The 20,980-nt window shown below is 69.0% G+C and carries 18 protein-coding genes; 6 read left to right on the forward strand and 12 right to left on the reverse strand.

Translation table 11 applies throughout. The annotated features are described in order from the left end of the window. Positions 1-5 precede the first annotated feature (5 nt). Both HYV14_00645 and HYV14_00650 read right to left on the reverse strand, forming a co-directional pair. The gene (locus tag HYV14_00645; protein ID MBI2384500.1) at positions 6-6,395 is read right to left on the reverse strand and encodes an SDR family NAD(P)-dependent oxidoreductase; all 6,390 of its coding nucleotides are present in this window, start codon (positions 6,393-6,395) and stop codon (positions 6-8) included. Positions 6,396-6,402: 7 nt separating this feature from the next. Next, on the reverse strand, positions 6,403-7,953 hold the full coding sequence (locus HYV14_00650; GenBank protein MBI2384501.1) for a PfaD family polyunsaturated fatty acid/polyketide biosynthesis protein: 1,551 nt from the start codon (positions 7,951-7,953) through the stop codon (positions 6,403-6,405). Between the two features lie 143 nt (positions 7,954-8,096). Between HYV14_00650 and HYV14_00655 the strand changes: the two genes are divergently transcribed. Further along, positions 8,097-8,648, forward strand: coding sequence for a VTT domain-containing protein (locus HYV14_00655; GenBank protein MBI2384502.1), 552 nt, complete (start codon positions 8,097-8,099; stop codon positions 8,646-8,648). Here HYV14_00655 and HYV14_00660 read toward each other — a convergent pair. From HYV14_00660 to HYV14_00675, 4 genes are all read right to left on the reverse strand, one after another. Continuing rightward, positions 8,645-8,950, reverse strand: a complete 306-nt coding sequence (locus HYV14_00660; GenBank protein MBI2384503.1) for a septation protein SpoVG family protein — start codon at positions 8,948-8,950, stop codon at positions 8,645-8,647. The two genes, HYV14_00655 and HYV14_00660, sit on opposite strands and share 4 nt — an antisense overlap. A gap of 97 nt (positions 8,951-9,047) precedes the next feature. Beyond that, positions 9,048-9,491, reverse strand: coding sequence for a response regulator (locus HYV14_00665; GenBank protein MBI2384504.1), 444 nt, complete (start codon positions 9,489-9,491; stop codon positions 9,048-9,050). 102 nt (positions 9,492-9,593) lie between these two features. Next, complete coding sequence (locus HYV14_00670) at positions 9,594-9,953, reverse strand: hypothetical protein (protein MBI2384505.1); 360 nt, start codon at positions 9,951-9,953, stop codon at positions 9,594-9,596. Next, complete coding sequence (locus tag HYV14_00675) at positions 9,934-11,844, reverse strand: AAA family ATPase (GenBank protein MBI2384506.1); 1,911 nt, start codon at positions 11,842-11,844, stop codon at positions 9,934-9,936. The genes HYV14_00670 and HYV14_00675 overlap by 20 nt, the downstream gene beginning before the upstream one ends. Positions 11,845-11,961: 117 nt before the next feature. Between HYV14_00675 and HYV14_00680 the strand changes: the two genes are divergently transcribed. From HYV14_00680 to HYV14_00695, 4 genes are all read left to right on the forward strand, one after another. Further along, on the forward strand, positions 11,962-12,165 hold the full coding sequence (locus HYV14_00680; GenBank protein MBI2384507.1) for a type II toxin-antitoxin system HicB family antitoxin: 204 nt from the start codon (positions 11,962-11,964) through the stop codon (positions 12,163-12,165). A gap of 86 nt (positions 12,166-12,251) precedes the next feature. Further along, positions 12,252-13,442 carry a hypothetical protein gene (locus tag HYV14_00685; protein MBI2384508.1) on the forward strand — a complete coding sequence of 397 codons (1,191 nt, stop codon included), beginning with the start codon at positions 12,252-12,254 and terminating at the stop codon, positions 13,440-13,442. A gap of 16 nt (positions 13,443-13,458) precedes the next feature. Beyond that, positions 13,459-13,929: a histidine phosphatase family protein gene (locus tag HYV14_00690; GenBank protein ID MBI2384509.1), complete on the forward strand. Its 471-nt coding sequence runs from the start codon at positions 13,459-13,461 to the stop codon at positions 13,927-13,929. Continuing rightward, positions 13,926-14,774, forward strand: coding sequence for a diguanylate cyclase (locus HYV14_00695; protein ID MBI2384510.1), 849 nt, complete (start codon positions 13,926-13,928; stop codon positions 14,772-14,774). Before HYV14_00690 ends, HYV14_00695 begins: the two co-directional genes overlap by 4 nt. Positions 14,775-14,811: 37 nt before the next feature. On the opposite strand, the gene HYV14_00700 is transcribed toward HYV14_00695, so the two are convergent. Both HYV14_00700 and rsmD read right to left on the reverse strand, forming a co-directional pair. After that, positions 14,812-15,519: a PD-(D/E)XK nuclease family protein gene (locus HYV14_00700; protein ID MBI2384511.1), complete on the reverse strand. Its 708-nt coding sequence runs from the start codon at positions 15,517-15,519 to the stop codon at positions 14,812-14,814. Then, the gene (rsmD, locus tag HYV14_00705) at positions 15,519-16,115 is read right to left on the reverse strand and encodes a 16S rRNA (guanine(966)-N(2))-methyltransferase RsmD (GenBank protein MBI2384512.1); all 597 of its coding nucleotides are present in this window, start codon (positions 16,113-16,115) and stop codon (positions 15,519-15,521) included. The genes HYV14_00700 and rsmD overlap by 1 nt, the downstream gene beginning before the upstream one ends. 29 nt (positions 16,116-16,144) lie before the next feature. Here rsmD and HYV14_00710 point away from each other — a divergent pair, with 29 nt between their 5' ends. Further along, positions 16,145-17,416, forward strand: a complete 1,272-nt coding sequence (locus HYV14_00710; GenBank protein MBI2384513.1) for a response regulator — start codon at positions 16,145-16,147, stop codon at positions 17,414-17,416. On the opposite strand, the gene HYV14_00715 is transcribed toward HYV14_00710, so the two are convergent. From HYV14_00715 to HYV14_00730, 4 genes are read right to left on the reverse strand one after another with little or no spacing between them, the layout of a single operon-like run. Next, a complete protein-coding gene (locus HYV14_00715; GenBank protein ID MBI2384514.1) occupies positions 17,413-18,243 on the reverse strand; it encodes a deoxyribonuclease IV in 831 nt (276 codons plus the stop codon). The genes HYV14_00710 and HYV14_00715 overlap by 4 nt on opposite strands. Further along, positions 18,240-19,679, reverse strand: coding sequence for an aldehyde dehydrogenase family protein (locus HYV14_00720; protein ID MBI2384515.1), 1,440 nt, complete (start codon positions 19,677-19,679; stop codon positions 18,240-18,242). Before HYV14_00720 ends, HYV14_00715 begins: the two co-directional genes overlap by 4 nt. Further along, on the reverse strand, positions 19,676-20,386 hold the full coding sequence (locus HYV14_00725; GenBank protein ID MBI2384516.1) for a hypothetical protein: 711 nt from the start codon (positions 20,384-20,386) through the stop codon (positions 19,676-19,678). The genes HYV14_00720 and HYV14_00725 overlap by 4 nt, the downstream gene beginning before the upstream one ends. Continuing rightward, complete coding sequence (locus tag HYV14_00730; protein ID MBI2384517.1) at positions 20,383-20,973, reverse strand: M15 family metallopeptidase; 591 nt, start codon at positions 20,971-20,973, stop codon at positions 20,383-20,385. Before HYV14_00730 ends, HYV14_00725 begins: the two co-directional genes overlap by 4 nt. Positions 20,974-20,980 lie beyond the last annotated feature (7 nt).

Genomic DNA, 20,980 nt, shown 5'->3' on the forward strand with positions numbered 1-20,980 from the left:
TCCGGTCAGGCGGCGGTCTCGACGGCGTTGCGGCGGAAGGCCTTCGACAGGGACGAATCGGCGGCGCATTCGAAGCCCTCGAGGCGCGCGACGAGCGCGCCCCGCTCGTCGACGAACTCGACGTCCGCTCCGGCGAGGCCTTCGGCGCGCTTGACGGCCTTGACGACGACGCGCACCCCGGACTCCGGGAAGCGCTCCGCGTACTGGCGGTAGCGCGCGGCGAAGCTGGGCAAGGACGGCGCGCCCATCTGGGCGTCCGTCCAGAGGATCATGGCCTGGAACGCCGCGTCGAGAGCCGCGGGATCGGTCAGCCAGCGGTCGCGGATCGGCGAGCGCGCCCACGAGGCGGGCGGCAGGGCCGTCTTCGCCTCGACGACGATGCCTTCCGGGCCGCAGTGCGGCGCGGACAAGATGAACTTCATGTCGGGCCCGTGAAAGAGGACCTCGCCGTAGGCCGAGTCTATCGTGCGGCCGTAAGCCGGGCCGGAGACCTTGAGCGCCGCCGCGGGGGCCGCGGGCCGCTTGGCCGCGAGGAGGACCTTGGCGGAGACGTGGAGCGTCCCGCCCTCGCCGCGCAGCTCGGCGGCGACGACGAACAGCCCGTCCCGCTTCTCGGCGAGGCCGGCGTGAGCCTTGACCGTCGTCGCGGCGGCGGGCCGGACGACGATGCCCTTCGCCACGCGCAGGTCGTCGAAGCCGACGAAGGCGAAGCCGGGGTTGGAGTGCAGGGCCGCGTGCGCCAGCCACTCGGCCGAGACGGCCAGGGGCAGGACGGCGCGTCCGTTGAGGACGTGCGACGACAGGAACGGGTAGGCCTCGAGCGTCAGGTCGCGCTCGAAGCTCGCGGGCAGGGCCGCCTTCGTCCCGGGCAAGGCGGCCAGGACCACGGTCTCGGCCGGGCCGGAGCCGCGGAGCTCGGCGACGAGGTGCTCGCCGCCGGACGCGAGGCCGATGACACCGACGCCCTCCGAGGCGAACAGCTTCTTGAGGCCGGCGTCGACCATCCCGCCGTCCCACGGGCCCCAGCCGAGCGAGGCGACGCGGCACTCGGGCAGGCGCGCGGAGAGGACGCAGGCGGCCTTGTTCAGCGTCTCGTTGGCGATCGCGTAATCCGACTGCCCCACGCGGCCGTAGCGAGCCGTCGAGGACGAGAAGAAAGCGAGGACGCGGAGGTCGGACGGCTTGACCGCGTCGAGGAGATTGCGCAGACCCGTCAGCTTCGTGTCGAGGACGGCGTCGACCATCGACGGAGTCTTGTCGAGGATGCTCTTGTCGGCGAGGACGCCCGCGCCGTGCACGATGCCGCGGACGGGGCCGAAGTCCTTCACGGTCTCGGCGACGAGCGCCTTGACCGCGGCCGCGTCGCGGGCGTCGACGGCTCGGTACCGGGCCTCGGCGCCGACGGCCGCCAGCCGCGACAACGTCGAGCGGATCTCGCGCGCGGCCATCACGTCCTTCGCGCGGGCGCCGATCTCCTTCGGAGTCAGGCCCGTGGAGGTCTTCGCGATGAGGGAGCGCAGGGCGCTCTCGTTCGCCGCGGGCGCGTACTCCGCCGGCTCGGCGCCGGGGAGCGGGCTGCGGCCGACGAGGACGAGGCGGGGCTTGAAGGCCTTCGCCAGCGCCAGCGCGCACTCGGCGGTGACGCCGCGCGCGCCGCCGGTGACGATGACGGAGTCGCCGGGCTTGAGCGGCTCGCGGCCCGACGGGGACGCGGGGCGCTCGACGAGCGAGACGACGCGGAGCCCGGCCTCGGAGAGGCCGGCCTCGACGGGCCCGTCGAAGGACAGCTCCTTGACCAGCAGCTTCGCGGCGGCGTCGAGAGGCAGGGACGGGGAGACGTCGACGGCGCGGCAGACGGACTTCCACTCGCGCGCGGCGGTCTTCATGAGGCCGGACAGGCCGCCGAAGGCGGGATCCTGGTCCTGGCCGCCTTCCAGGCCGAGGGCGCCGTCGAGGCGGGTCACGGTCACGACGAGGCCGCGGACGCCGCGGGATTCGAAGGAGCGGCCGGCGGACTGGATCAGGGCGAAGGACTTCTTGAGGTACGCCTCGGAGTCCGCGGTCCACGGGGAGCCCTTCGCGGCGGGGCGGACGGGGGCGACGACGATCAGGGCGCCGAGCTCGGCGGGGAGGGAGCTCGCGTCGTCGACGGAGACGAGGGCGGTCTTGAAGCCCTTCGCGGAGAGCTCGCGGACGACCGCGGTGTCGAGGCCGGAGTCCTTGGTGACGGCGACGGTCAGGGACTTGTCGAGAGGGAACGCGTCGCGGGGGCCGGCGGGGACGAGCTCCGGAACGAGACGGGTGATGACGCAGGGGCCTTCCGACGGCTTCGCGGAGGGAACGGCGACGTCGATGACGGCCGCGGGCACGGATGCGGGCGCGGAAACCGCGGTGCCTTCGGAAAGGTAAACGGAAATCTGTTTTAACGTGCGCAAAGTGCCGAGGTGCTCGGGCTTGACCTTCGGAGCGCCGGGCAATCTTTCGGAAACGGCGGAGAGTATCTCGACTCGCTTGATCGAATCGATGCCGAGGTCGCCTTCCAGATCCATATCTGGGTTGATGGTGTCGGCGGGGTAGCCGGTCTTGTCGGCGACGACAGCGAGCAGCACGGGCAGGATGTTCTCCTGGGACGCCTCGGGCCCCCGCGTTGTTTTATCTTGAGATAAAACAACGGGAGCCGCGCCCACCCCCTCGGACAAGTACGCGGCGATCTGCTTCAAGGTGCGCAGCGTGCCGAGGTGCTCGGGCTTAACTTTCGGAGCGCCGGGCAATTTTTCGGAAACGGCGGAGAGTATCTCCACGCGCTTGATGGAATCGATGCCGAGGTACCCCTCCAGGTCCATGTCGGGGTTGATGGTTTCGGCGGGATAACCGGTCTTTTCGGCGACGACGGACAACAACACCGGCAGGATCTCGGTCGACGGCGCATTACCGGGAACGCTGACGACGACGCTGACGACGGCCGGAGCTGCGACGACCGTCGCAGCTCCGACGCCTTCGGACAGATAAACGGAGATCTGCTTCAGCGTGCGCAGCGTGCCGAGATGTTCCGGCTTCACCTTCGGAGCGCCGGGCAATTTTTCGGAGACGGCGGACAGAATCTCGACTCGCTTGATGGAATCGATCCCGAGGTCCCCCTCCAGATCCATGTCGGGGTTGATGGTCTCGGCGGGGTAACCGGTCTTCTCGGAGACGACGGCGACGAGGACGGAGACGATGTCCGCCTTTGGCGCGACGGAAACAGCGACGGGGGCGGGAGCCGTGGACGGCGACGGATTTTTAACGGCGACGGATTGAGGGATCGGAGCGGAGACCGGAAGACTCGCGGAGACGAACGCCGGAACGCCGCCGGACATCCTCGCGTATAACGCCTGCTGCTGCTCCACCAACGCCTGAACGCTCCGCTGAGCCGAGTCTTGGCCCTGGAGGAACTGGAGATGCAGAGCGGCGGTCTGCTCTTGGAGGCGGGTCAAGGCGTCGATGCTCGCTTGAGCGGCGGACAAGGCCTGGCCCAAGAGTCCGGCGTCGCCGGTTTGAGTCGCGGGCGCCTGCATCATCGCAACAGGATCAGGTTGAACGGGAACGGCGACGGGGGCGGGCGCCGGGAAATTCTTCTTCGGTGTGGACCGATAGATGGCGCCGGTCAGTTTCACCGACATCTTGGGCTTGGGGCGGCAGTCCGACAGGCCCTTTTCTCCCCCTTGCCAATCCTTCAGATCGATGGAATGACCGAGGGCGGCTAATTGCGCGAGCGTTCTGGCGAGGTCGCCCATTCCGTTCTTCTTGCCGTTGGAGGCATCGGCGGAGATGGCGACGTGCTCTTGGCCCTTCAGGATCTGGCCGACCAATCCCGTGAGTCTATTGCCGGCGCCGCATTCCACGAAGGTCGTGATGCCGTCGCGGCGCATGGCCTCGATGGATTTGACGAACTCGACGGGGTGGGCGAGCTGCTGGGACAAAATCTCCCGCGCCATCGGCGCGGGTTCGGGATATACGGCACCGGTGGTATTTGAATAGACCGGCAGGGACGGCTTGGAGAACGGCAACGAATCAAGAACCGTCGCGAAGGGCTTCAACGCTGGAGCGACGAGCTTGCTGTGAAACGCCGCGGCCACCGGAAGACGGACGACCTTGTGGCCGCGAGCGGCCAAGATTTTTTCAGCCTTGTCGATCTCGGAGGTGGCGCCGGACAGCACATTCTGCGTCGGGGCATTCCTGTTCGCGATCACGAGGTCGAGTTTTTCTTCCTTCACGGATTTTTCGACTTCGTCGAACGACGCGATGACCGCGAGCATGGAGCCCTTATCCGAGCCATCGCCTTTCATCAGACGGCCGCGGAGGCCGGAAAGGGCGTGGAGAGTCTTCGCGTCGTAACGCCCGGCGACGTGGAGCGCCACCAATTCGCCGTAGGAGTGGCCGGCGGCGGCGTCGGCCTTCACGCCGAAACGCGAGAGAACTCCCCATGCCGCGAGCGCGGCGGCGCCGAGGGCGGGCTGGGCGACGGAGGTGTCGCGCAGCGCCAGCTCCTGCTTATCCTTCTGCTCGGCCTTCCACGCCGGCTGCGGGAACATCAAGGACGACAGCTTGCCGCCCTCGAACGCCTCGTCGGCCTCGGACAGGGCGTCGAACGCCTCGGGGAACGCGCAGACGAGGTCGCGCGACATGCCGACGTACTGCGCGCCCTGGCCGGGGAAGAGGACGCCGAGCTTGCCGGGCTTCCCCGTGCCGTGATAAATACCATCGATGGGCGAGGACTTCAGGACCTTGGCCTTCTCGGCGATGGCCTTCCAGTCGGCGCCCTTCTCGAGCACGATCGCGAGGCGGGCGTCCGCGGACGGGTCGAACGACGAGCGGGAGGCCTGGCACGCGGCGCGGACCTCGTCCCAGTTCCGGGCGGCGGAGAGCGGCGCGAGCTTGGCGGCGCAGTCGCCGGAGACGGCGAACAGCTCGTGCTCGGCGTCCCAGTCGGTCTCGGTCTTCGCGGGATTCCCCTCCTCGAGGATCGCGTGGAAGTTGGTGCCGCCGAAGCCGAGCGCGGAGCAGGCGGCGCGGCGGGGATGGTCCTTGGACGCCATCCACGGGCGCTTCTCGAGACTCAAATAAAAGGGAGTTTGGCCGGAGGCCAGAATCGGCAGGGGCTCGGTCACCTTGATCGTCGGAGGCAGGACCTTGTGGCGCAGGGCCATCGCGGCCTTGATGAAGGCGGCGGAGCCGGCGGCGGCCTTGGTGTGGCCGACCATGGACTTGACCGAGCCGAGGGCGACCCAGGCGCCTTGGCGCTTGGAGCCCTTCTTGAACACTCCGGAGATCGCTTCGACCTCGATGCCGTCGCCGACGGCGGTGCCGGTCCCATGAGCTTCGACCAGCTCGACGGTGTCGGGCGACAAGCCGGACAGGCGGTAGGCCTCTTCGATGGCGCGGGTCTGTCCCCCGGCCGAGGGGGCGTAGATCGATTTTCCGCGGCCGTCGGAGGAGGTCCCCAGGCCGCGGAGGATCGCGTGTACGCGGTCGCCGTCTTTAACGGCGTCGTCGAGACGCTTGAGTACGACCATTCCGACGCCCTCTCCGAGAGTCGTCCCGTCGGCCGTGAAGTCGAACGGCTTCGCGTGACCCGACTTGGACAGAGCGGGAGTCTTGGTGAAGCACGTGTACATAAAAATATCGTTGAAGGTGTCCACCCCGCCGGTGACGACCATCTTGGCCCGTCCCGCTTGGAGCTCCAAGGCCGCCATGTGCATCGCGGAGAGCGACGAGCCGCACGCCGCGTCGACGACGCAGTTCGTGCCGCCGAGGTTGAAGCGGTTGGCCACGCGGCCGGCGATGACGTTGCCGAGCAGGCCGGGGAAGCTCGCCTCCTGCCAGGGCACGAACTCGTCGGACATGCGCGCGAGCGCGTCCTCGGCCTGCGTCGGGGGCACGCCGGCGGCGAGGATGGCCTTGCGCCAGGCGGGCAGGCTCAGGCGGGCGCCGAGAGGGATCACGATCTCGAGGGCGCCGGTGACGCCGAGGATGCAGGACACGCGGCCGCGGTCCCAGGTGTCCTTGTCGACGGGGTAGCCCGCGTCGGCGAGGGCCATCTTCGCGGCGACGAGCGCGAACAGCTGCGCGGGGTCGGTCGCCTCGAGGGTGTTCGGGGACAGGCCGAACTCGGACGGGTCGAAGTCGTAGGCGTCGAGGAAGCCGCCCTTGTAGGCGTACACCTTGTCCTGCTTCTTCGCGTCGGCGTCGTAATAATCGTCCTTGCTCCAGTGCGTGGCCGGCACGTCCTGGATCGCGTCCACCTTGTTCTTGATGTTCGCCCAGTACTGGCGCAAGGTCTTCGCCTTGGGGAACACGCCCCCCAGGCCGACCACGGCGAGCGGGACGAACTCAGGGGACTTGTCGGTGTTTTTCATGATCTCTCTAGTCGAGGAGACGCTCGAGCTCGGCGGCGGACAGCGGCTCGATGCGGGTGGCTTCGGGGTCCAGGGGCACGCCCTGGCAGCGGAGGAAGTGCGCGCGGGTCAGCACGGCCGCGCCGTAGAGGATGTTGCGGGCGACGACCGCCGCGGTCCGGTTTTCGGGGGCCGCCAGGAAGGTGCCCGCGGCCCATTCGTTGAAGGCGCCCATAGCGGGGCCGCACCAGACCTGATAGTCGAGGACGCGGTCGGGGACGCCGGCGTTGGCCCAGCGCGAGGCCTGGCCGAGATACGAGCGGAAGACCAAAGCGAGCTTGTGCTTGGGCTCCTTCTCCGCGCGCGCGACCTGGGAGGGGTCCCGCTTGAGGAAGAACTCCCTCGTGGAGGCCCAAACGGCGTCGAGATCCTCTTTGAACAGGTCCTTTTCGATCGAGGCCCTCACCGCGGCCGGGATCGCCTCGATCGAATCACTCGACTTCCAGATCTCGTACAGCTTCGCGCCGCGCTGCGCGAACATCGTGCCGCGCTTGAGCACCTGGACCTTCACGCCGAGCTCGAACATGTCCGCGGCGGGGGCCATGACGCAGTCGGCCTGGCCGGCGGCGGCGAGCATGGCCCGGACCTTGTCGCTCGAGCCGGACTCGACGCAGGCCTGGTTGACCGAGCCGGTCATGACGTACGCCGCGCCCATCATGTAGGCCGCGGCCGCGGCGTCGGGGGTGGCGATGCCGCCGGCGGCGCCGACGCGCGCGGGGCTGCGGAACCCGTGCTGGGCCTGCAGGCGGTCGCGCAGGGCGATCATCGCCGGGAACATCGCGACGAGGGGCCGGTTGTCGGTGTGCCCGCCGCTGTCGGCCTCGACGGTGAGGTCCTGGGCCATCGGGATCTCGGCGGCGAGCGCGGCCTGCTCGCTCGTGATGAGGTTGGAGGCGGCCAGCTCGCGCAGGAGCCTCTCCCCCGCCGGGGCGAGGAACTTCGCGGCGACCTCGACGCGGGAGACCTTGGCGACGACCTTGTTGGGGGCGTTCACCCGGCCGTCCGCGCCGCGCGAGATCCCGTGCAGGCGGTAGCGCACGATCGCAGGCGTGAGGTCCATGAACGCCGAGGCCTCGACGAGGCGCACGCCGCGCCGGAGGTACAGGTCGCAGACGGCGTTCTCGAGGTCGGTCTCGCTCGGGCTGTGGATCAGGTTGAAGCCGCGGGGCGACGCTCCGAGGGACTTCTCGAGGCGGTCGATGGCGGCCTCGACGCGGGCCGGAGGAAGGCCCGCGGCGCCGAAGAAGGAGAGCAGGCCGGCCCGGGAGCCCGCCTCGACGAGGGCCTCGGAGGCGATGCCGTTGGCCATCGCCCCCGTCGCGTAGGCGTAGCGCACGCCGTGCTCGCGGAGGAACGCGGGATCGCCGAGCCTCTCGGGAAGGAGCGCGGGAGCGGAGGCGTTCCCGGCCGTCACGGGCGACCGGAGGTCGCGCAGGCGCGCGCGGAGAGCCGCGGTTTCCGAGGGCGCCTGATTCGATTCGAGAGAAGAGGTCAAGTTCGCGCGCGCAGGACGGAGAATATGACCGGATTATAGCGTTTTTATCTCCTTTTTCGCGCGCTCGGGCGTCGACTGTGCTATCCTTTCCCCCCGTGGAAGAACTGATCGGTCTCCTCAAGAAGATACACGACGTCAAGGCCATCGTCCAATGGGGCGGCCTGACGATGATCTCCCTGATCGTTTTCGTCGAGACCGGCCTGTTCGTGGGCTTCTTCCTGCCCGGAGACTCCCTGCTCGTCACGGCGGGCATCTTCGCGCGCACCGGGCACCTCTCGCTGGGGACCTTGCTGACGATCGTGCCCCTGTGCGCGATCATCGGCGACCAGGTCGGCTACATCATCGGGCGCAAGGCCGGAGAGGCCCTGTACAGCCGGCCGGACTCCCTCGTCTTCAAGCGCGCCCACCTCAAGCGCGCCCACGACTTCTACGAGAAGTACGGCGTCAAGACCATCGTCATCGCCCGCTTCGTGCCCATCGTGCGCACCTTCGCCCCCGCCGTCGCGGGCGCGGCACAGATGGACTACCGGACCTTCGTCACCTACAACATCCTCGGCGGCCTCCTCTGGGTGTTCTCGACCATACTCGGCGGCTACTTCCTGGCCTCTATGGTCCCCGACATCGACAAGAGGATCCACGAGGTGATCGTCGTCGTGGTGATCCTGTCGGTCCTCCCCGGCCTGTACGAGTGGTGGTCGCACAAGCGCGCCGCCGCCTAGGCAACCTTCACCGCCTGACCGTACTTCTCCAGGATCAGGCCGATCGCGGCGGTCCTCGCCTCCGCGGTGATCGGGTGCGCCAGGTCGAACCAGCGGTCCGCCGTGGCCCCCCTGCCCTTCTCCGCCGGGAAGACGACGAACGGCTCGTCGTTGCCCGGCTCCGCCTTCTTCAGCACGCGGATGCCTTTGATCACGAAGGCGTCCGCGATCATCAGCTCCGCGAAGGCCATCAGCTTCGTGGGACGGTCCGACGGGTCCTGATACGGCCGCACGCGCGCGTCCAGCTTCGGCAGGTTCTCCATGTTTTCTCCCCCTTTTCGGCCGCCGGTCCCGGCGGCCGGGCGGGACGCCTGCAAGGCGTCCCACCCTACATACGATCGAGGGGCCGAAAAAGTTGCATCAACGGGGCGCGAACTCGTTGAACCGGAGCCAATAGTCCTTCACGGCGGCGGCGAAGGCGGCCAGTTCCCGCGCCGACGAGGGCTTGATGACGAAGGAGTTGGCCCCGAGACGGTACGACTCGGCCACCTCCTCGGGCCAAGTGGACGCCGTCAGCATGATGACCGGCAGGGTCTTGAACCGCTCCTGGTCGCGCAGCCAGGCGAGGATCTCGAGGCCGGACTTGCCGGGCAGCTTGATGTCGAGCAGCACCAGGACCGGGAGCGGGAAGGCCTTCCGGTCCGCGTAGCGCCCCTCGCCGGAGAGATAATCGCAGGCCTGCTCGCCGTCCGGGACGAACGCCAGGGGGTTCGAGACCCCGGCCTTTATCCAGGCTTCGCGGAACAGGAACAGGTCGTCGTCGTTGTCCTCGACGATGAGTATCGACCGTCGGTCATCCGTCATGGCCGGCCTCCGTCACCTCGATCGCCGGACCGACGCCCCGAGCCCGGCCATCGTATCCTAAGGCAACGCCGGGCGCCTGTCCATGAAGCCCGCGTCACGTTTTTATGACGGTCCGGCGAGGGCGCGCAGCGCGGCGTTGTCGAGGAGGGCGGCGCCTTCCTCCGCGTCCTTCAGGATCCCGCGGCGGCGCAGGATCTTGACCGCCGCGCGGGCCCGGTCCGGAGGCAGGTGCGCCGCGGGGATATACGAGTCCGCCCCGCCCCACAACGCGGCCAGCTCGGGCACGACCAGCGCCCCGTCGCCGCTGAAGCCGGCGTAGGCGAGCAGATGGAGAAGGACCACGCTCTCGTCGGGGGTGAGCGCGGAGGCGCGCTCGATGAGGCGGCCGAGCTCGGCGACCAGGGCCGCCCGCAGCTCCGGCGTCAGCCGGGAGAGGTCGTGCCTACGCTCCGACCCACTCATAGGACGAGCGATGGCTGTCGAGCGCGTCGGCGTGCGTCACGAAGCGCGCGTAGACGGGATGGCGGCCGACGGTGGCCGAGTCGCCGACGACGACCAGGCAGCGGCGGGCGCGGGTGATCGCGACGTTGAGGCGGCGCATGTCGGAGAGGAAGCCGATCTGGCCGGCCTCGCTCGAGCGCACGAGGCTGAGGATGATCGCCTCCTTCTCGCGGCCCTGGAAGCCGTCCACGGAGCCGATCTCGAGGCCGGGCTCGCGGACCATGGTCTTGAGCAGCTTGGCCTGCGCCGTGTAGGGCGTCAGGATGGCGACGTCCTTGGGCTTGAGGCCGGAGCCGAGCAGCTCGTACAGGAGCTTGACGGCCAGCTCGGCCTCGCCCTTGTTCTCGCGGCTCTCGAGCATGTCGTTCCAGGCCTCGTCGAAGCCCGCGCCCGCGGTGTCGACGAAGGTCACCGGGCGGCTCGTGAGGTCGGAAGGGGTCACGCCGGGGAGCTCGGCGGCGACGTGCTTCGCCACGGTCTCGTCGGCGATGAGCTTGCCCTCGTAGAACTCCTGGGACGGGAAGCGCATGATGTCCTCGTGCATGCGGTACTGCACGCGCAGCAAGGTCTGCGCCGAGGCGGGCAGGAGGTCCTTGAGGCGGTCGAACAAAGTGACCGTCAGGCCGCCCTCGGCGGCCTCCTTCGAGTAGATCGTCGGCGGGAGCTGGTTGCCGTCGCCCGCGAAGACCGCCTTGCGCGCGATCGTCAGCGGCACCCAGGACAGGGGCTCGCTCGCCTGCGAGGCCTCGTCGAGCACGACGAGGTCGAAATCGCCCTTCACGTAGCGCTTCGAGATGCCGGCGTGCGTGGCGAGCACGACGTTGGCGCCCGCGACGATGTGCCGCGCGATCTCCGCCTCCAGGTCGCGGGCTTGCCGCCAGAGCTTGCCGACCTCGCGCTCGCGCAGCTGCCGTTCCTCGTAGCCCAGCTGATTGATGCCGCGGCCAAAACGCGACTTGCGGTGGATCAGGCGCTCGCGGTACGCGTCGAGCTCCTGGACCTCCTCGAACGCGGGGTCCGCCTCGATCTGCGCCGCGAGGTTGCCGTGGCGCAGGCTCTCGAGCGTGCGCGCGGGATGGCCCAGGCGCGTGACGCGCAGGCCGGTGCCGATCAGCTTCTCGAGGATGTTGTCGACGGCGATGTTCGACGGCGCGGTGGCGAGCACGCGCTCGCCGCGAGCCACGTGCTGGCGGATGATCTCGACGAGGACGGTGGTCTTGCCGGTGCCGGGCGGGCCGTGCACGAGCGCCACGTCCTCCGCGGCCAGGGAGGCCTTCACCGCGGCCTGCTGATACTCGTTGAGCCCGCGGTTGAACCAGAGGACCTTCGGGACCTTGGTCCGCTCCGGCTGCTGCTCGCCGAGGAAGATCTCGCGCAGGGTCCCGAGGCGGGAGCGCCTCGACTCCGCGACCGTGACCAGCGCCTTGCGCATGCGCTGGTAGGTGGCGTCGGAGCCGAGCAGGTCGATCTGGCAGTGGCCGCGGATCTCCTCCTCGGGGGCGGGGCGGCTCATCGCCACGGTCACGCGGTACTCGTCGACCTTGTACAGCGTCCCTTCCACGGACTCGAACTCGTTCTTGGGCGCCAAAGTCAGCAGCACGTTGTCGCCGGCGTTCATCGCGTGGAACGGCGCGAGCTCTTCCCCCTTCGGCGCGCGCGACAGGGTGACCATCGTCAGGCCGCCCATCCCGCCCTCGACGCCGTCGACGACCAGGCCGGTGACCGTCTTGCCCCGCGCCTCGCGCTGGGAGACCGGAAACTTGCGCAGCTCGCGCAGGTTCTCCGCCTTCTCGGCCTCGCGTTCGAGGTCGATCAGCGCCTGGAGCCTGTCGAAGTGTTCCTTGCCGGCCATGGGGGACCAAGAGTCTAGCAATTAGCGGCGCAGGCGGAACTTTTCGGGCCCCTCGATCGTAAGAGAGCAGGCGCCCGCGACCTTGCAATGCGGGGCCGGGGGGTCTACACTATGTCCATGAAGCTCAAGATCGTCGTGGAGGCGGACGAGGACGGGGTTCTCGTCGCTCGCTGCCCGTCCCTGAAGGGCTGCTGGTCCCAGGGGAAGACGAAAGCCGAGGCCGTCGAAAACATCAAGGAGGCCATCCTCCTTTACCTCGACGCCGGCGAGAGGAGCTTCAAGCCCACCCCGAAGCAAAAGGTCCTCAGCGTCACCTTGTGAAGCCGCCCCTGGTTTCAGGGGCATCCTGTCCGACGCCGGGCTGCCCGTCGATGATTTCATCCGTCTTCTTTGATAACATGCCCCTCGTGGCGCTCCCCCAGATCCCGACTCTGCCGCCCCCCGTCCGCAAGTACCTGCGCCGGCCCAAGCCGGGGTCGGGGGACTTCTCCTGGGACGCTGACGAGTACGTGAACGGCAACAAGCTGGCGCTGTTCGTGCGCGGCAAGGACCTGTTCGAGGCGATGGGCGAGGCGATCGACGCCGCGAAGGAGTCGGTCAGCCTCGAGACCTACCGCTTCGGCGGCGACGACACCGGCCGGGCGTTCGCCGGGCTGCTCGCGCGCGCGGCCAAGCGCGGCGTGCGCGTGCGGCTGATCTACGACTCGGTCGGTTCCATCGAGCTCGCGCCCGAGACCGAGACCTCGATGCGCAACGCCGGGGTGCAGATCCTCGAGTACCATCCCGTCGCGCCCTGGCGCCCGCGCTGGGCGTGGAACAAGCGCGACCACCGGAAGATCCTCGTCTGCGACGGGCGGACCGGCTTCATCGGCGGGATGAACATCAGCGACGAGCACGCGCCGCTCGAGGAGGGCGGCCTGGACTGGCCCGACGCCCACGCGCGCGTGGAGGGCCCCGCCGCCCACGAGCTCGAGCGCCTGTTCCGCGCGGTGTGGCACAAGGAGACGGGGCGCTGGTTCGAGTCCCGCCCCGCGGACCCGTCCGCCGGGTCCGCGCCCGTGCGCGTCGTCGGCAACCACGAGATCCTCAAGCGCTTCGCGATCCGCGAGGCCTACGTCGACGCCCTGCGCGCCGCCCGCAGCGAGGTCTCGATCGCCAACTCCTACTTCATCCCGGACTGGCGCGTGCGCCGCTCGCTCGCGCAGGCCGTGCGCCGCGGCGTCGAGGTGCGCGTGCTGGTGCCCGGGCGCTCGGACGTCCGCTCGGCGTGGTACGCGATGCGCGCGACCTACGGGTCGCTGCTGACCCGCGGCGTGCGCATCTTCGAGTGGCAGGGGCCGATGATGCACGCGAAGGCCGTCGTGGTGGACGGCAAGTGGTGCGCGGTCGGCTCCTATAACCTCGACCACCGCTCGCTGCAGCACAACCTCGAGGTCAACCTGCAGACCACCGACGCCCCGTTCGCCTCGGAGCTGCGCAAGCGCTTCGAGGCGGGCCTCGAGGGCGCCCTCGAGATCACGCCCTACGCCTGGAGCAAGCGCTCGTGGGCCGAGCGGGCGCTCGAGCAGTTCTTTTCGTCGTTCGACTATTTTTTTTGATACTCTGCCCTCTCCCATGAAGCGGCTCTACCTGATGCGCCACGGCCACTCGCCCACGACGATGGAGGCCGGCGTGTCCAAGGACGCCCTGCGGCCCCTGTCGGACCTGGGACGGGAGAACGCGCGCCATATGGCCGCGGAGCTGCTGCGCCTCGGCTGCGCGCCGGGCCTCATCCTGCACTCGCCGCTGCTCCGCGCCGTGCAGACGGCCGCCGAGGCCGCCTCGGTGCTCAAGCCCGCCGGAGGCCGCGAGGCCTTCGCGCCGCTCGACAACACCAAGCCCCCCGAGGAGGTCGAGATCGCGCTCGCCGCGCGCGCCGCGTCCGTCGACGAGGTCCTCGCCGTCGGCCATCAGCCCCAGATCGGCGAGATCGCCGCGCTCCTCGCCAAGACCACCTTCGAGTTCCGCCCGGCCACCATCGTCGCCATCGAGTTCGCGCCCGAGCCGCGCGTGCTGTGGGCGATGAGCCCCGAAGTCCCGGGATGAGCTCGCCGGGACGGCGCCAGAACGACCGCGGGGGCCTCCGCGCCGGCGTGCGCGCCGCGCCCCACTACTTCCTCTACCCGGCCGCCGGCGCCGTCCTCGGCCTCCTCTCGCCGCTCGGCGCGTTCCTGCTGCGCTACTGGCTCGCCGATCCCCTGCTCAAGCGGGTCTGGGCCCGGCACGAGCTCGACTACAACTTCCTGTTCTACGCGTACATGGGCGTCGGCACCGTCGGCGCGTTCCTGATCTTCGGCTACGTGATCGGCCTGCGCTCCGAGCGCCAGCGCGTGCGCAACCGCGTGCTCTCGGCGCGCGTCGACGAGCTGCACCTGAAGTCGGTGACCGACGGCCTGACCGGCGCCTTCACCCACGGCTACCTGCAGGAGATGCTCGAGCTCGAGATCCAGCGCTCGCTGACCCAGAAGACGCCGCTGTCGGTCATGCTCGTCGACATCGACGACTTCAAGCGGATAAACGATTCTCACGGTCATCTGTTCGGCGACCGCGTCATCAAAGAGACGGCCGAGACGATCTCGGCCAACGTGCGCTCCGGCGACATACTGGGCCGCTACGGCGGCGACGAGTTCGTCGTGATCATGCCCGGAGCCGACGCCGCGACGGCCGTGCACGTCGCCGGCCGCGCCCGGGCGGGCATCGCCAAGAACGGCTACCTCGCCACGATCAGCGTCGGGGTGGCGACCGTCGAGGACCCCGGGAAGGAGTCCCCCTCCGAGATCCTGCACCGCGCGGACATGAACCTGTACCAGGCCAAGCACGACGGCAAGAACTGCGTCCGCGACTACTGCGCTTTGCCCGACGTCCCACGCCGAAGACAGACCGACGCCTGAAGGCGTCATCCGCGACTGTTTCCGGAAACAGTCCCCGCTACTTCGACGCCGAGTACGGGCAGTCCGCCTTGAAGTCGCAGCGCGGGCAGTACTTCGTGTCCGGCGGGAAGGCCGCCGCCTCGATGCCCGACGCCGCCGCGCGGATGTCCGCGTCGTAGGCGTCCTCGCCCGAGCCGTCGTAGGGGACGCTGACCCGCTCGCCCGCGACGACGCAGTCCACGGTCAAGGTCGAGGGCGTCAGGCCGAGGCCGCGCTTGGCGCCGAGGGCATAGAAGCGCATCTGAGGATCCTTGGAGACCTGCTCCGTCGTCGGCGCGCCGGGGCCGGTCTTGTAGTCGATGAGCTCGTAGGCGCCGTCGGGGCCCTGATCGATGCGGTCGATCATGCCGCGCATCACGTGCGCCCCGGAGGACCAGAAGAACTCCTTCTCCACGGCGACCGTCCGCGCGCGGCGCGACTCCTCCTCGCCGTGGAAGCGGGTCAGCGCGCGCTCCGCCTTCGCGAACCAGCGGGCCTCGGACTCCTCGTCCGGATAGCCCAGCGTCAGCCAGCGCGAGCGCAGGGCCGCCATCAGGGACTCGAGCGAGAACTCCCCGCTCTCCAGCCACGCCTCGAGCGCGCGGTGCAAAGACAGCCCGAAGGAGGACTTGGGGACGAGCGGGATCTTGCGGCCGTCGACGAACAGGAGCTTGTACTTCCACGGGCACTCGCGGTAGATGCGGTAGCGGGTGTAGGAGATCTCCACTATTCAGATGAAGGAGCCGACGCGACGCGCCTCAGAAACTCCACGTCCGTGTCCCCGTACCTTTCTTCTCGATATTTCTCGTAGCCGGCGGGAAGCTCGACCTTCTCCTTCTTGTAGCGCTGAAGGAGCGCCACGCCGCCCGGCGCCAGGAGGCCGGCCTCGGCCGCGCGCGCGAGCGACGGCGTCGAGTAGGCCAGCATCTTGTTGTCTTCCGTGCGGTACGGCGGGCCCAGGTAGATGATGTCGAAGTCGGAGACCCCCGCCCGGAACGGGATCCACGAAAGATCTTGGAGTATGTCGCCGTAGCAGGCCCGGCCCTTCGCCGCGAAGCCCAGGCGCGTGAGGTTCTCCTCGATGACGGCGATGCAGCGCTTGTCCGCGTCCACGAAGAACGCCGAAGCCGCGCCCCGGGACAGCGCCTCGATGCCGACGGCGCCGGTGCCGGCGTACAGGTCGAGCACCCGGGCTCCTCCGAGACGCGGGCGGAGGATGTCGAACACGGATTTCTTGATGCGGGCCGAGATGGGCTTGACCATCATTTCCTTCGGCACGCTCTTGAGGGCACGTCCGCGACTTTCGCCGGCGATGATGCGCATGGTTGGTATTATTATAGAATAAGCTGGCAATGGGCGCTCAGATCATCATCGTGGACGACGACCCCCTCGTGGGCGGACTGACGCTCGAGCTGCTCAACGACGCCGGCTACACCTCCCGCCTGATCCAGGACAGCCTCAAGGCCCAGGACATCATCAAGGCCGAGAAGCCCGCTCTCGTCATCCTCGACATCCTGATGCCCGGCTTGGACGGCTTGACCCTTCTTCACAGGCTCAAGTCCGACCCCGAGACCGAGCCGATCCGCGCGATCATCGTCTCCGGCAAGTCCTTCGAGGCCGAGAAGCAGCGCGCGGCGCAGTACGGCGCCGAGGCCTTCATCGAGAAGCCCTACGACGTGGAGCTCTTCGCGCAGAAGGTCAACGAGATCATGAAGAAGCAGGGCGTGGACCCGAAGAAGACGGCCCGCCCCCCCTCCGCGCCCGCGCCGATCGCCCGCACCGACCTGAAGGCCGTGGTCTGGGGCTGCCGCTCGACCTCGTCGGCCGTGTCGCCGGTCGTGACCCGCTACGGGAAGCACACCTCCTGCGTGTCGGTGGAGACGCCGTCGCACATCTTCGTCTTCGACGCCGGCTCGGGCATAAGTCTTCTCGGCAACGAATTGATGAAATCGTCGCTTCATAAAGAAATCTGGCTGTTCCTGACCCATTTCCACCACGACCATGTCGAGGGCCTCGCGGGCTTCCCGTGCGCCCACGACAAGGACTACACGCTCCACATCAGCGGCGCCTCCGAGGCGGACAAGCCGTTCGAGAAGGCGCTCGAGGCCGCCTTCGAGCCCGGCTTCGGCGACAAGATGCCGCCCGCGAAGATCGAGCTGTACGAGCTGCTCGAGCAGACGTACGAGATCCTGCCCGGCGTGCGCCTCTCCGTCTTCTACGCGAACCACCCCGGCACGACGCTCGCCTACGTGCTCCAGACCGAGGGCCGCAAGATCGTGTACTGCCCCGACAGCGAGCTGTACGGCGAGTACGCGACCGCGCTCCAGGACTACGACGAGAAGATCGGCGCGGTGTGCCGCGGGGCGGACCTGATGTTCCACGACGGCCGCTACACCGCCGAGGACTACAAGAAGAACCGCAACAGCGGCCACTCGAGCTTCCTCGCCGCCGTCGACTTCGCGGGCAAGAACCTCGTCAAGGCGCTGGTCCTCGTCCATCAGGACGGCAGCTACGCCGACTCGGTGCTCGACCAGATGGGCAAGGAAGCCCAGGCCCGCGCCGACGAGCGCGGCTACAAGCTGAAGGTCGCGCTCGGCCGCGAAGGCCTGCGCATCACGGCTTAGGCCGACAGCTTCCGGATGAACTCCAGGCTGGCCCGGTCGTCCTCGCGTCCGCCGGCGGGCATCTCGAGGATCCCCGGGATCGACGAGAACTCCTCGCGGTCGAGCAAGGCCTTCAGGCCTTCGCTGCCGAGACGGCCGCGTCCCCAGTGCTCGTGGTGCTCGCGATGCGAGGACAATAACGCCCTCGTGTCGTTGAGATGGAAGGCCTTGATGGAATCGAAGCCGAGGAGGCGGTGCGCGCGGGCGACGAACTTGAGGGCGCCTTCGATGGAGGAGCAGTCGTAGCCGGCGGCATACGCATGAGCCGTGTCCAGGCAGACGCCGATGTGAGGGAGAGACGGCTTTAGCGCGTCTTGCAGACGCGCTAGATCCTCGAGGCTTCCTCCCATGCGGCGGCCTCCGCCGGGGACGTTTTCTAACAGCAACGGCGTTTGGCAGGAACTCTGTTGGACGGCCATTATGACGGACTGCGCGAATAATTCGACGCCCGCCTCCAGGGACGAGTCGACCGAGTAGGCCCCGCCATGAATAACATATGCATCCCCGCCTAACGCTTGCGTCAACGACAATTCATGGGCGAGATGTTTGATGGAGCTCGTTCGACGAGCCCCATCTGACGACGCCAAACACGGCACATAGCGGGAGTGAACGAGCAGCGGGAGCTTCGCCGCGCTTCGCGCGGCGTTGAAAGAAGACAACTCTTCTTCCGACGGCTTGGCGTGACGGCGATACGGCAATATCTGGAAGGACTCGGCGCCGAGCGCCAGTGCTTCGCTCAACGCGGCATCATACCCCCCACGGACCGAGGCATGGATGCCTAACCTCACGGAAGCCCCATCAGCTTGCGCAGGAACCCCGCTTTCCGTTCATCGTAAGGGAACCACCAAAGATCGGGCGTCGCGTCGGGCCACTCGTGAACCACCACGGACTGCGCCTGAGTGAAGGCCAATAAACCTTCCTCTCCATGACGCCGTCCCATGCCGCTCTGCTTCATTCCCCCGAAGGGAAGCGCGCCGTAGGCGTAGTGCGACGAGGGCTCGTTCACGCCGACCAGTCCCACCTCCAGCGCCGCGGCGAGGCGCTCGCCTTTCGCGAGGTCCGTCGTCCAGACGCTGGCGGCGAGGCCTTCCTGGCCCGCGTTCGCCAGGGCGACGGCTTCCTCGGCTCTGGATATCTTCATGATCGGGAGCACGGGCCCGAAGCACTCCTCGGTCATCACGCGCATGTCCATGCGCGCGTCGAGGACGAGGGCGGGAGACATCAGCAGGGCGTCGCGGTCGAGGACGTCGCCGCCGATGACGCGCGCGCCCTTCTTGCGCGCGTCCTCGAGCTGCTCCTGGATGCGGTCGAGCAGGGGCGGGAAGACGAGGCGGCCGAGGTCGCAGTCGCGGCCGTCGAGCCGCTGGCGCAGGGCCGCCATGCGCGGCCGGACCTTCTCGACGAACCGGTCGTAGGCCTCGGCCTCGACGAAGACGCGCTCGACGCCGACGCAGACCTGGCCGGCGTTCCCGCAGGCGGCCCACACCGCGGCGGCGGCGGCGCGGTCGAGCGAGGCGTCGGCGAGCACGATCATCGGATGCTTGCCGCCGAGCTCGAGGATCACCGGCTTGAGCTGGCCCGCGGCGCGCACGGCGACCGCGCGGCCCGTCCTGGTCGAGCCGGTGAACACCGTCATGTCTGAGGCGTCGATGACGGCCTCGCCGGCGGCGCCGGCGCCCGGCACGACCGACAGCAGGCCCGCGGGCAGGAGGGAGGTGCCGGCGACCGCGCCCTCGAGCCACAGCGCGGTCTTCGTCGTCCACTCCGAGGGCTTGAGCAGGACGGCGTTGCCCGCGAGCATCGCGGCGAAGGCGTCCCCGAACGGGATGAGGAACGGCATGTTCCAGGGCGTGATGAGGCCGATGACGCCGCGCGGCACCCGTCTCTCATACGCGCGTTTATTGAAGAGAGACCAGGGCTTGCTCGCGGCCTTGTCGCCCAGGACGCGAGGCGCGGCCGACGTCATCCAATCGACGAGCAGGCCCGCGGCGCCGAGCTCCATCAGGTCGATCTCGATGAGAGGCTTGCCCGTCTCCTCGTGGACGACGGCGCGGATCTCGTCGCGGCGCGCGGCGAGGGCCTTCCACAGCGCGCGCAAGGTCTTGACCCTCTGGGCCACCGTGGTCCGGCGCCAGGTCTCGGAGGCGCGGCGCGCGGCGGCGGCCTTGGCGGCGAACTCGGCGGCGGTGGTCTCGACGGCGGACGGCGTTCGGGTGGTCATCATTTCCCCTTGAGCAGGCCGCCGAGCTTCTCCATCACGGAGGAGGCGGCGTCGCCGAGCGCCTTGGCGCCGAGGCCCGAGACGGCCTTGGCGGCGGCGCCGGAGATCGCGGCGAGGACCTCGGAGACGGCCTGCGCGGGCGAGCGGCCCTTGCCGCCGAGGTTGCTCATGCGGACCCCGGGCAGGGCGATCGTCGCGCCCTTGCCTCCCAGCGCGGACGCCGCGAGGCCGACCTGGCCGCCGGTGACGAGGAGGTCCTTGATGAACAGGGACTTCGCCGGGCCGGACTTGGCCGGCGCGCCCCCGGACCGGGGCAGGGCCGCCTCCGCGTTGCGCTGCAGGCGGGACAGGTTGCTTCCCCCGCCTCCCACCTCGTAGAGGATCTCGGGATCGCGCACCACGACGCTCTCGACGACGACGGTGTCGGAGGCCAGGGAGGACAGCTTGATCTTGACCTCGACCGACCCGACCTTGAGGGCGTGCGCCCCCTTGAAGCCGGGCGGGTTGCCGATGACGAGGCCCTTGATGGCGCCGCGGCCCGACCAGGGGGTCAGGAACACCGCCCCGACCGCGACCGGCGCGCCGATGATCCCGGGGCCGAAGCGCTCCACCGCGAGCTTGACCCCGCGCCCAAGCCACAGCGAGAGCGCGCCGGCGACGATCATCCCGAGCACGACCGCGAACATGAGCAAGGCTTTGAGGGCTTTCATCGGGCCACCTGTTCAAACGGGATATCCAGCAGCGGCCACGAGAGCGCCTCGCGGTCGCGGTAGTGCCACCACTCGTCGGCCAGCGACACGAAGCCGGCGGACTCGAGGGCGGCCTTCAGGGTCTCCGCGTTGCGCCGCGCCTCCGGAGGGACCCCCGGGGCGCCGTGGCGCGCGAGCGGGCCGAAGTCGTCGAACGCCGAGGGCATCGGCAAGGCCTTGCCCGAGGCGTCGGCGAGGGCGGCGTCCACCGCGCCGGCGCGGTTATGGGACGAGCCCTTGGCGGGGTCCGCGACGAAGCGCGCGTCGGGCTTGGCCTTCCAGAGCGCCTTCTGCGCGGACAGCGGGCGGTAGGCGTCGTAGATGACCAGCCGCAGGCCCTTCGCCCGCAATTCCGCCGCGGCCTTCGCGAGCTTCCCCGCCGTGGAGCGCCGCAGGAAGGCGGCCGCGAACGGGTACAGGGGGCTCCCCGTCAGGTTGTCCTTGGTCGCGTAGCGGATGTCCAGAACCGCGTCCGGGATCAGGGCCTGAACGTCGATGAGCGGGTCGGCGAGCGGCAGAGCGGTCATCACGAGGAGCGCCGGTAGCACGCCCCAT

It is taken from the genome of Elusimicrobiota bacterium (assembly GCA_016182905.1).
In the GTDB taxonomy this organism is placed as follows: domain Bacteria; phylum Elusimicrobiota; class Elusimicrobia; order UBA1565; family UBA9628; genus GWA2-66-18.

Bases quoted from the DNA above. Each gene is read 5' to 3' on its own strand.
- HYV14_00655 (MBI2384502.1), top strand. From the start codon at position 8,097: ATGATCTCCCTGATCGTTTTCGTCGAGACCGGCCTGTTCGTGGGCTTC.
- HYV14_00710 (MBI2384513.1), top strand. From the start codon at position 16,145: ATGGGCGCTCAGATCATCATCGTGGACGACGACCCCCTCGTGGGCGGA.
- HYV14_00725 (MBI2384516.1), bottom strand. From the start codon at position 20,386: ATGAAAGCCCTCAAAGCCTTGCTCATGTTCGCGGTCGTGCTCGGGATG.
- HYV14_00660 (MBI2384503.1), bottom strand. From the start codon at position 8,950: ATGGAGAACCTGCCGAAGCTGGACGCGCGCGTGCGGCCGTATCAGGAC.
- HYV14_00680 (MBI2384507.1), top strand. From the start codon at position 11,962: ATGAAGCTCAAGATCGTCGTGGAGGCGGACGAGGACGGGGTTCTCGTC.
- HYV14_00645 (MBI2384500.1), bottom strand. From the start codon at position 6,395: ATGAAAAACACCGACAAGTCCCCTGAGTTCGTCCCGCTCGCCGTGGTC.
- HYV14_00670 (MBI2384505.1), bottom strand. From the start codon at position 9,953: ATGAGTGGGTCGGAGCGTAGGCACGACCTCTCCCGGCTGACGCCGGAG.
- HYV14_00690 (MBI2384509.1), top strand. From the start codon at position 13,459: ATGAAGCGGCTCTACCTGATGCGCCACGGCCACTCGCCCACGACGATG.
- HYV14_00675 (MBI2384506.1), bottom strand. From the start codon at position 11,844: ATGGCCGGCAAGGAACACTTCGACAGGCTCCAGGCGCTGATCGACCTC.
- HYV14_00665 (MBI2384504.1), bottom strand. From the start codon at position 9,491: ATGACGGATGACCGACGGTCGATACTCATCGTCGAGGACAACGACGAC.
- HYV14_00720 (MBI2384515.1), bottom strand. From the start codon at position 19,679: ATGATGACCACCCGAACGCCGTCCGCCGTCGAGACCACCGCCGCCGAG.
- rsmD (MBI2384512.1), bottom strand. From the start codon at position 16,115: ATGCGCATCATCGCCGGCGAAAGTCGCGGACGTGCCCTCAAGAGCGTG.
- HYV14_00695 (MBI2384510.1), top strand. From the start codon at position 13,926: ATGAGCTCGCCGGGACGGCGCCAGAACGACCGCGGGGGCCTCCGCGCC.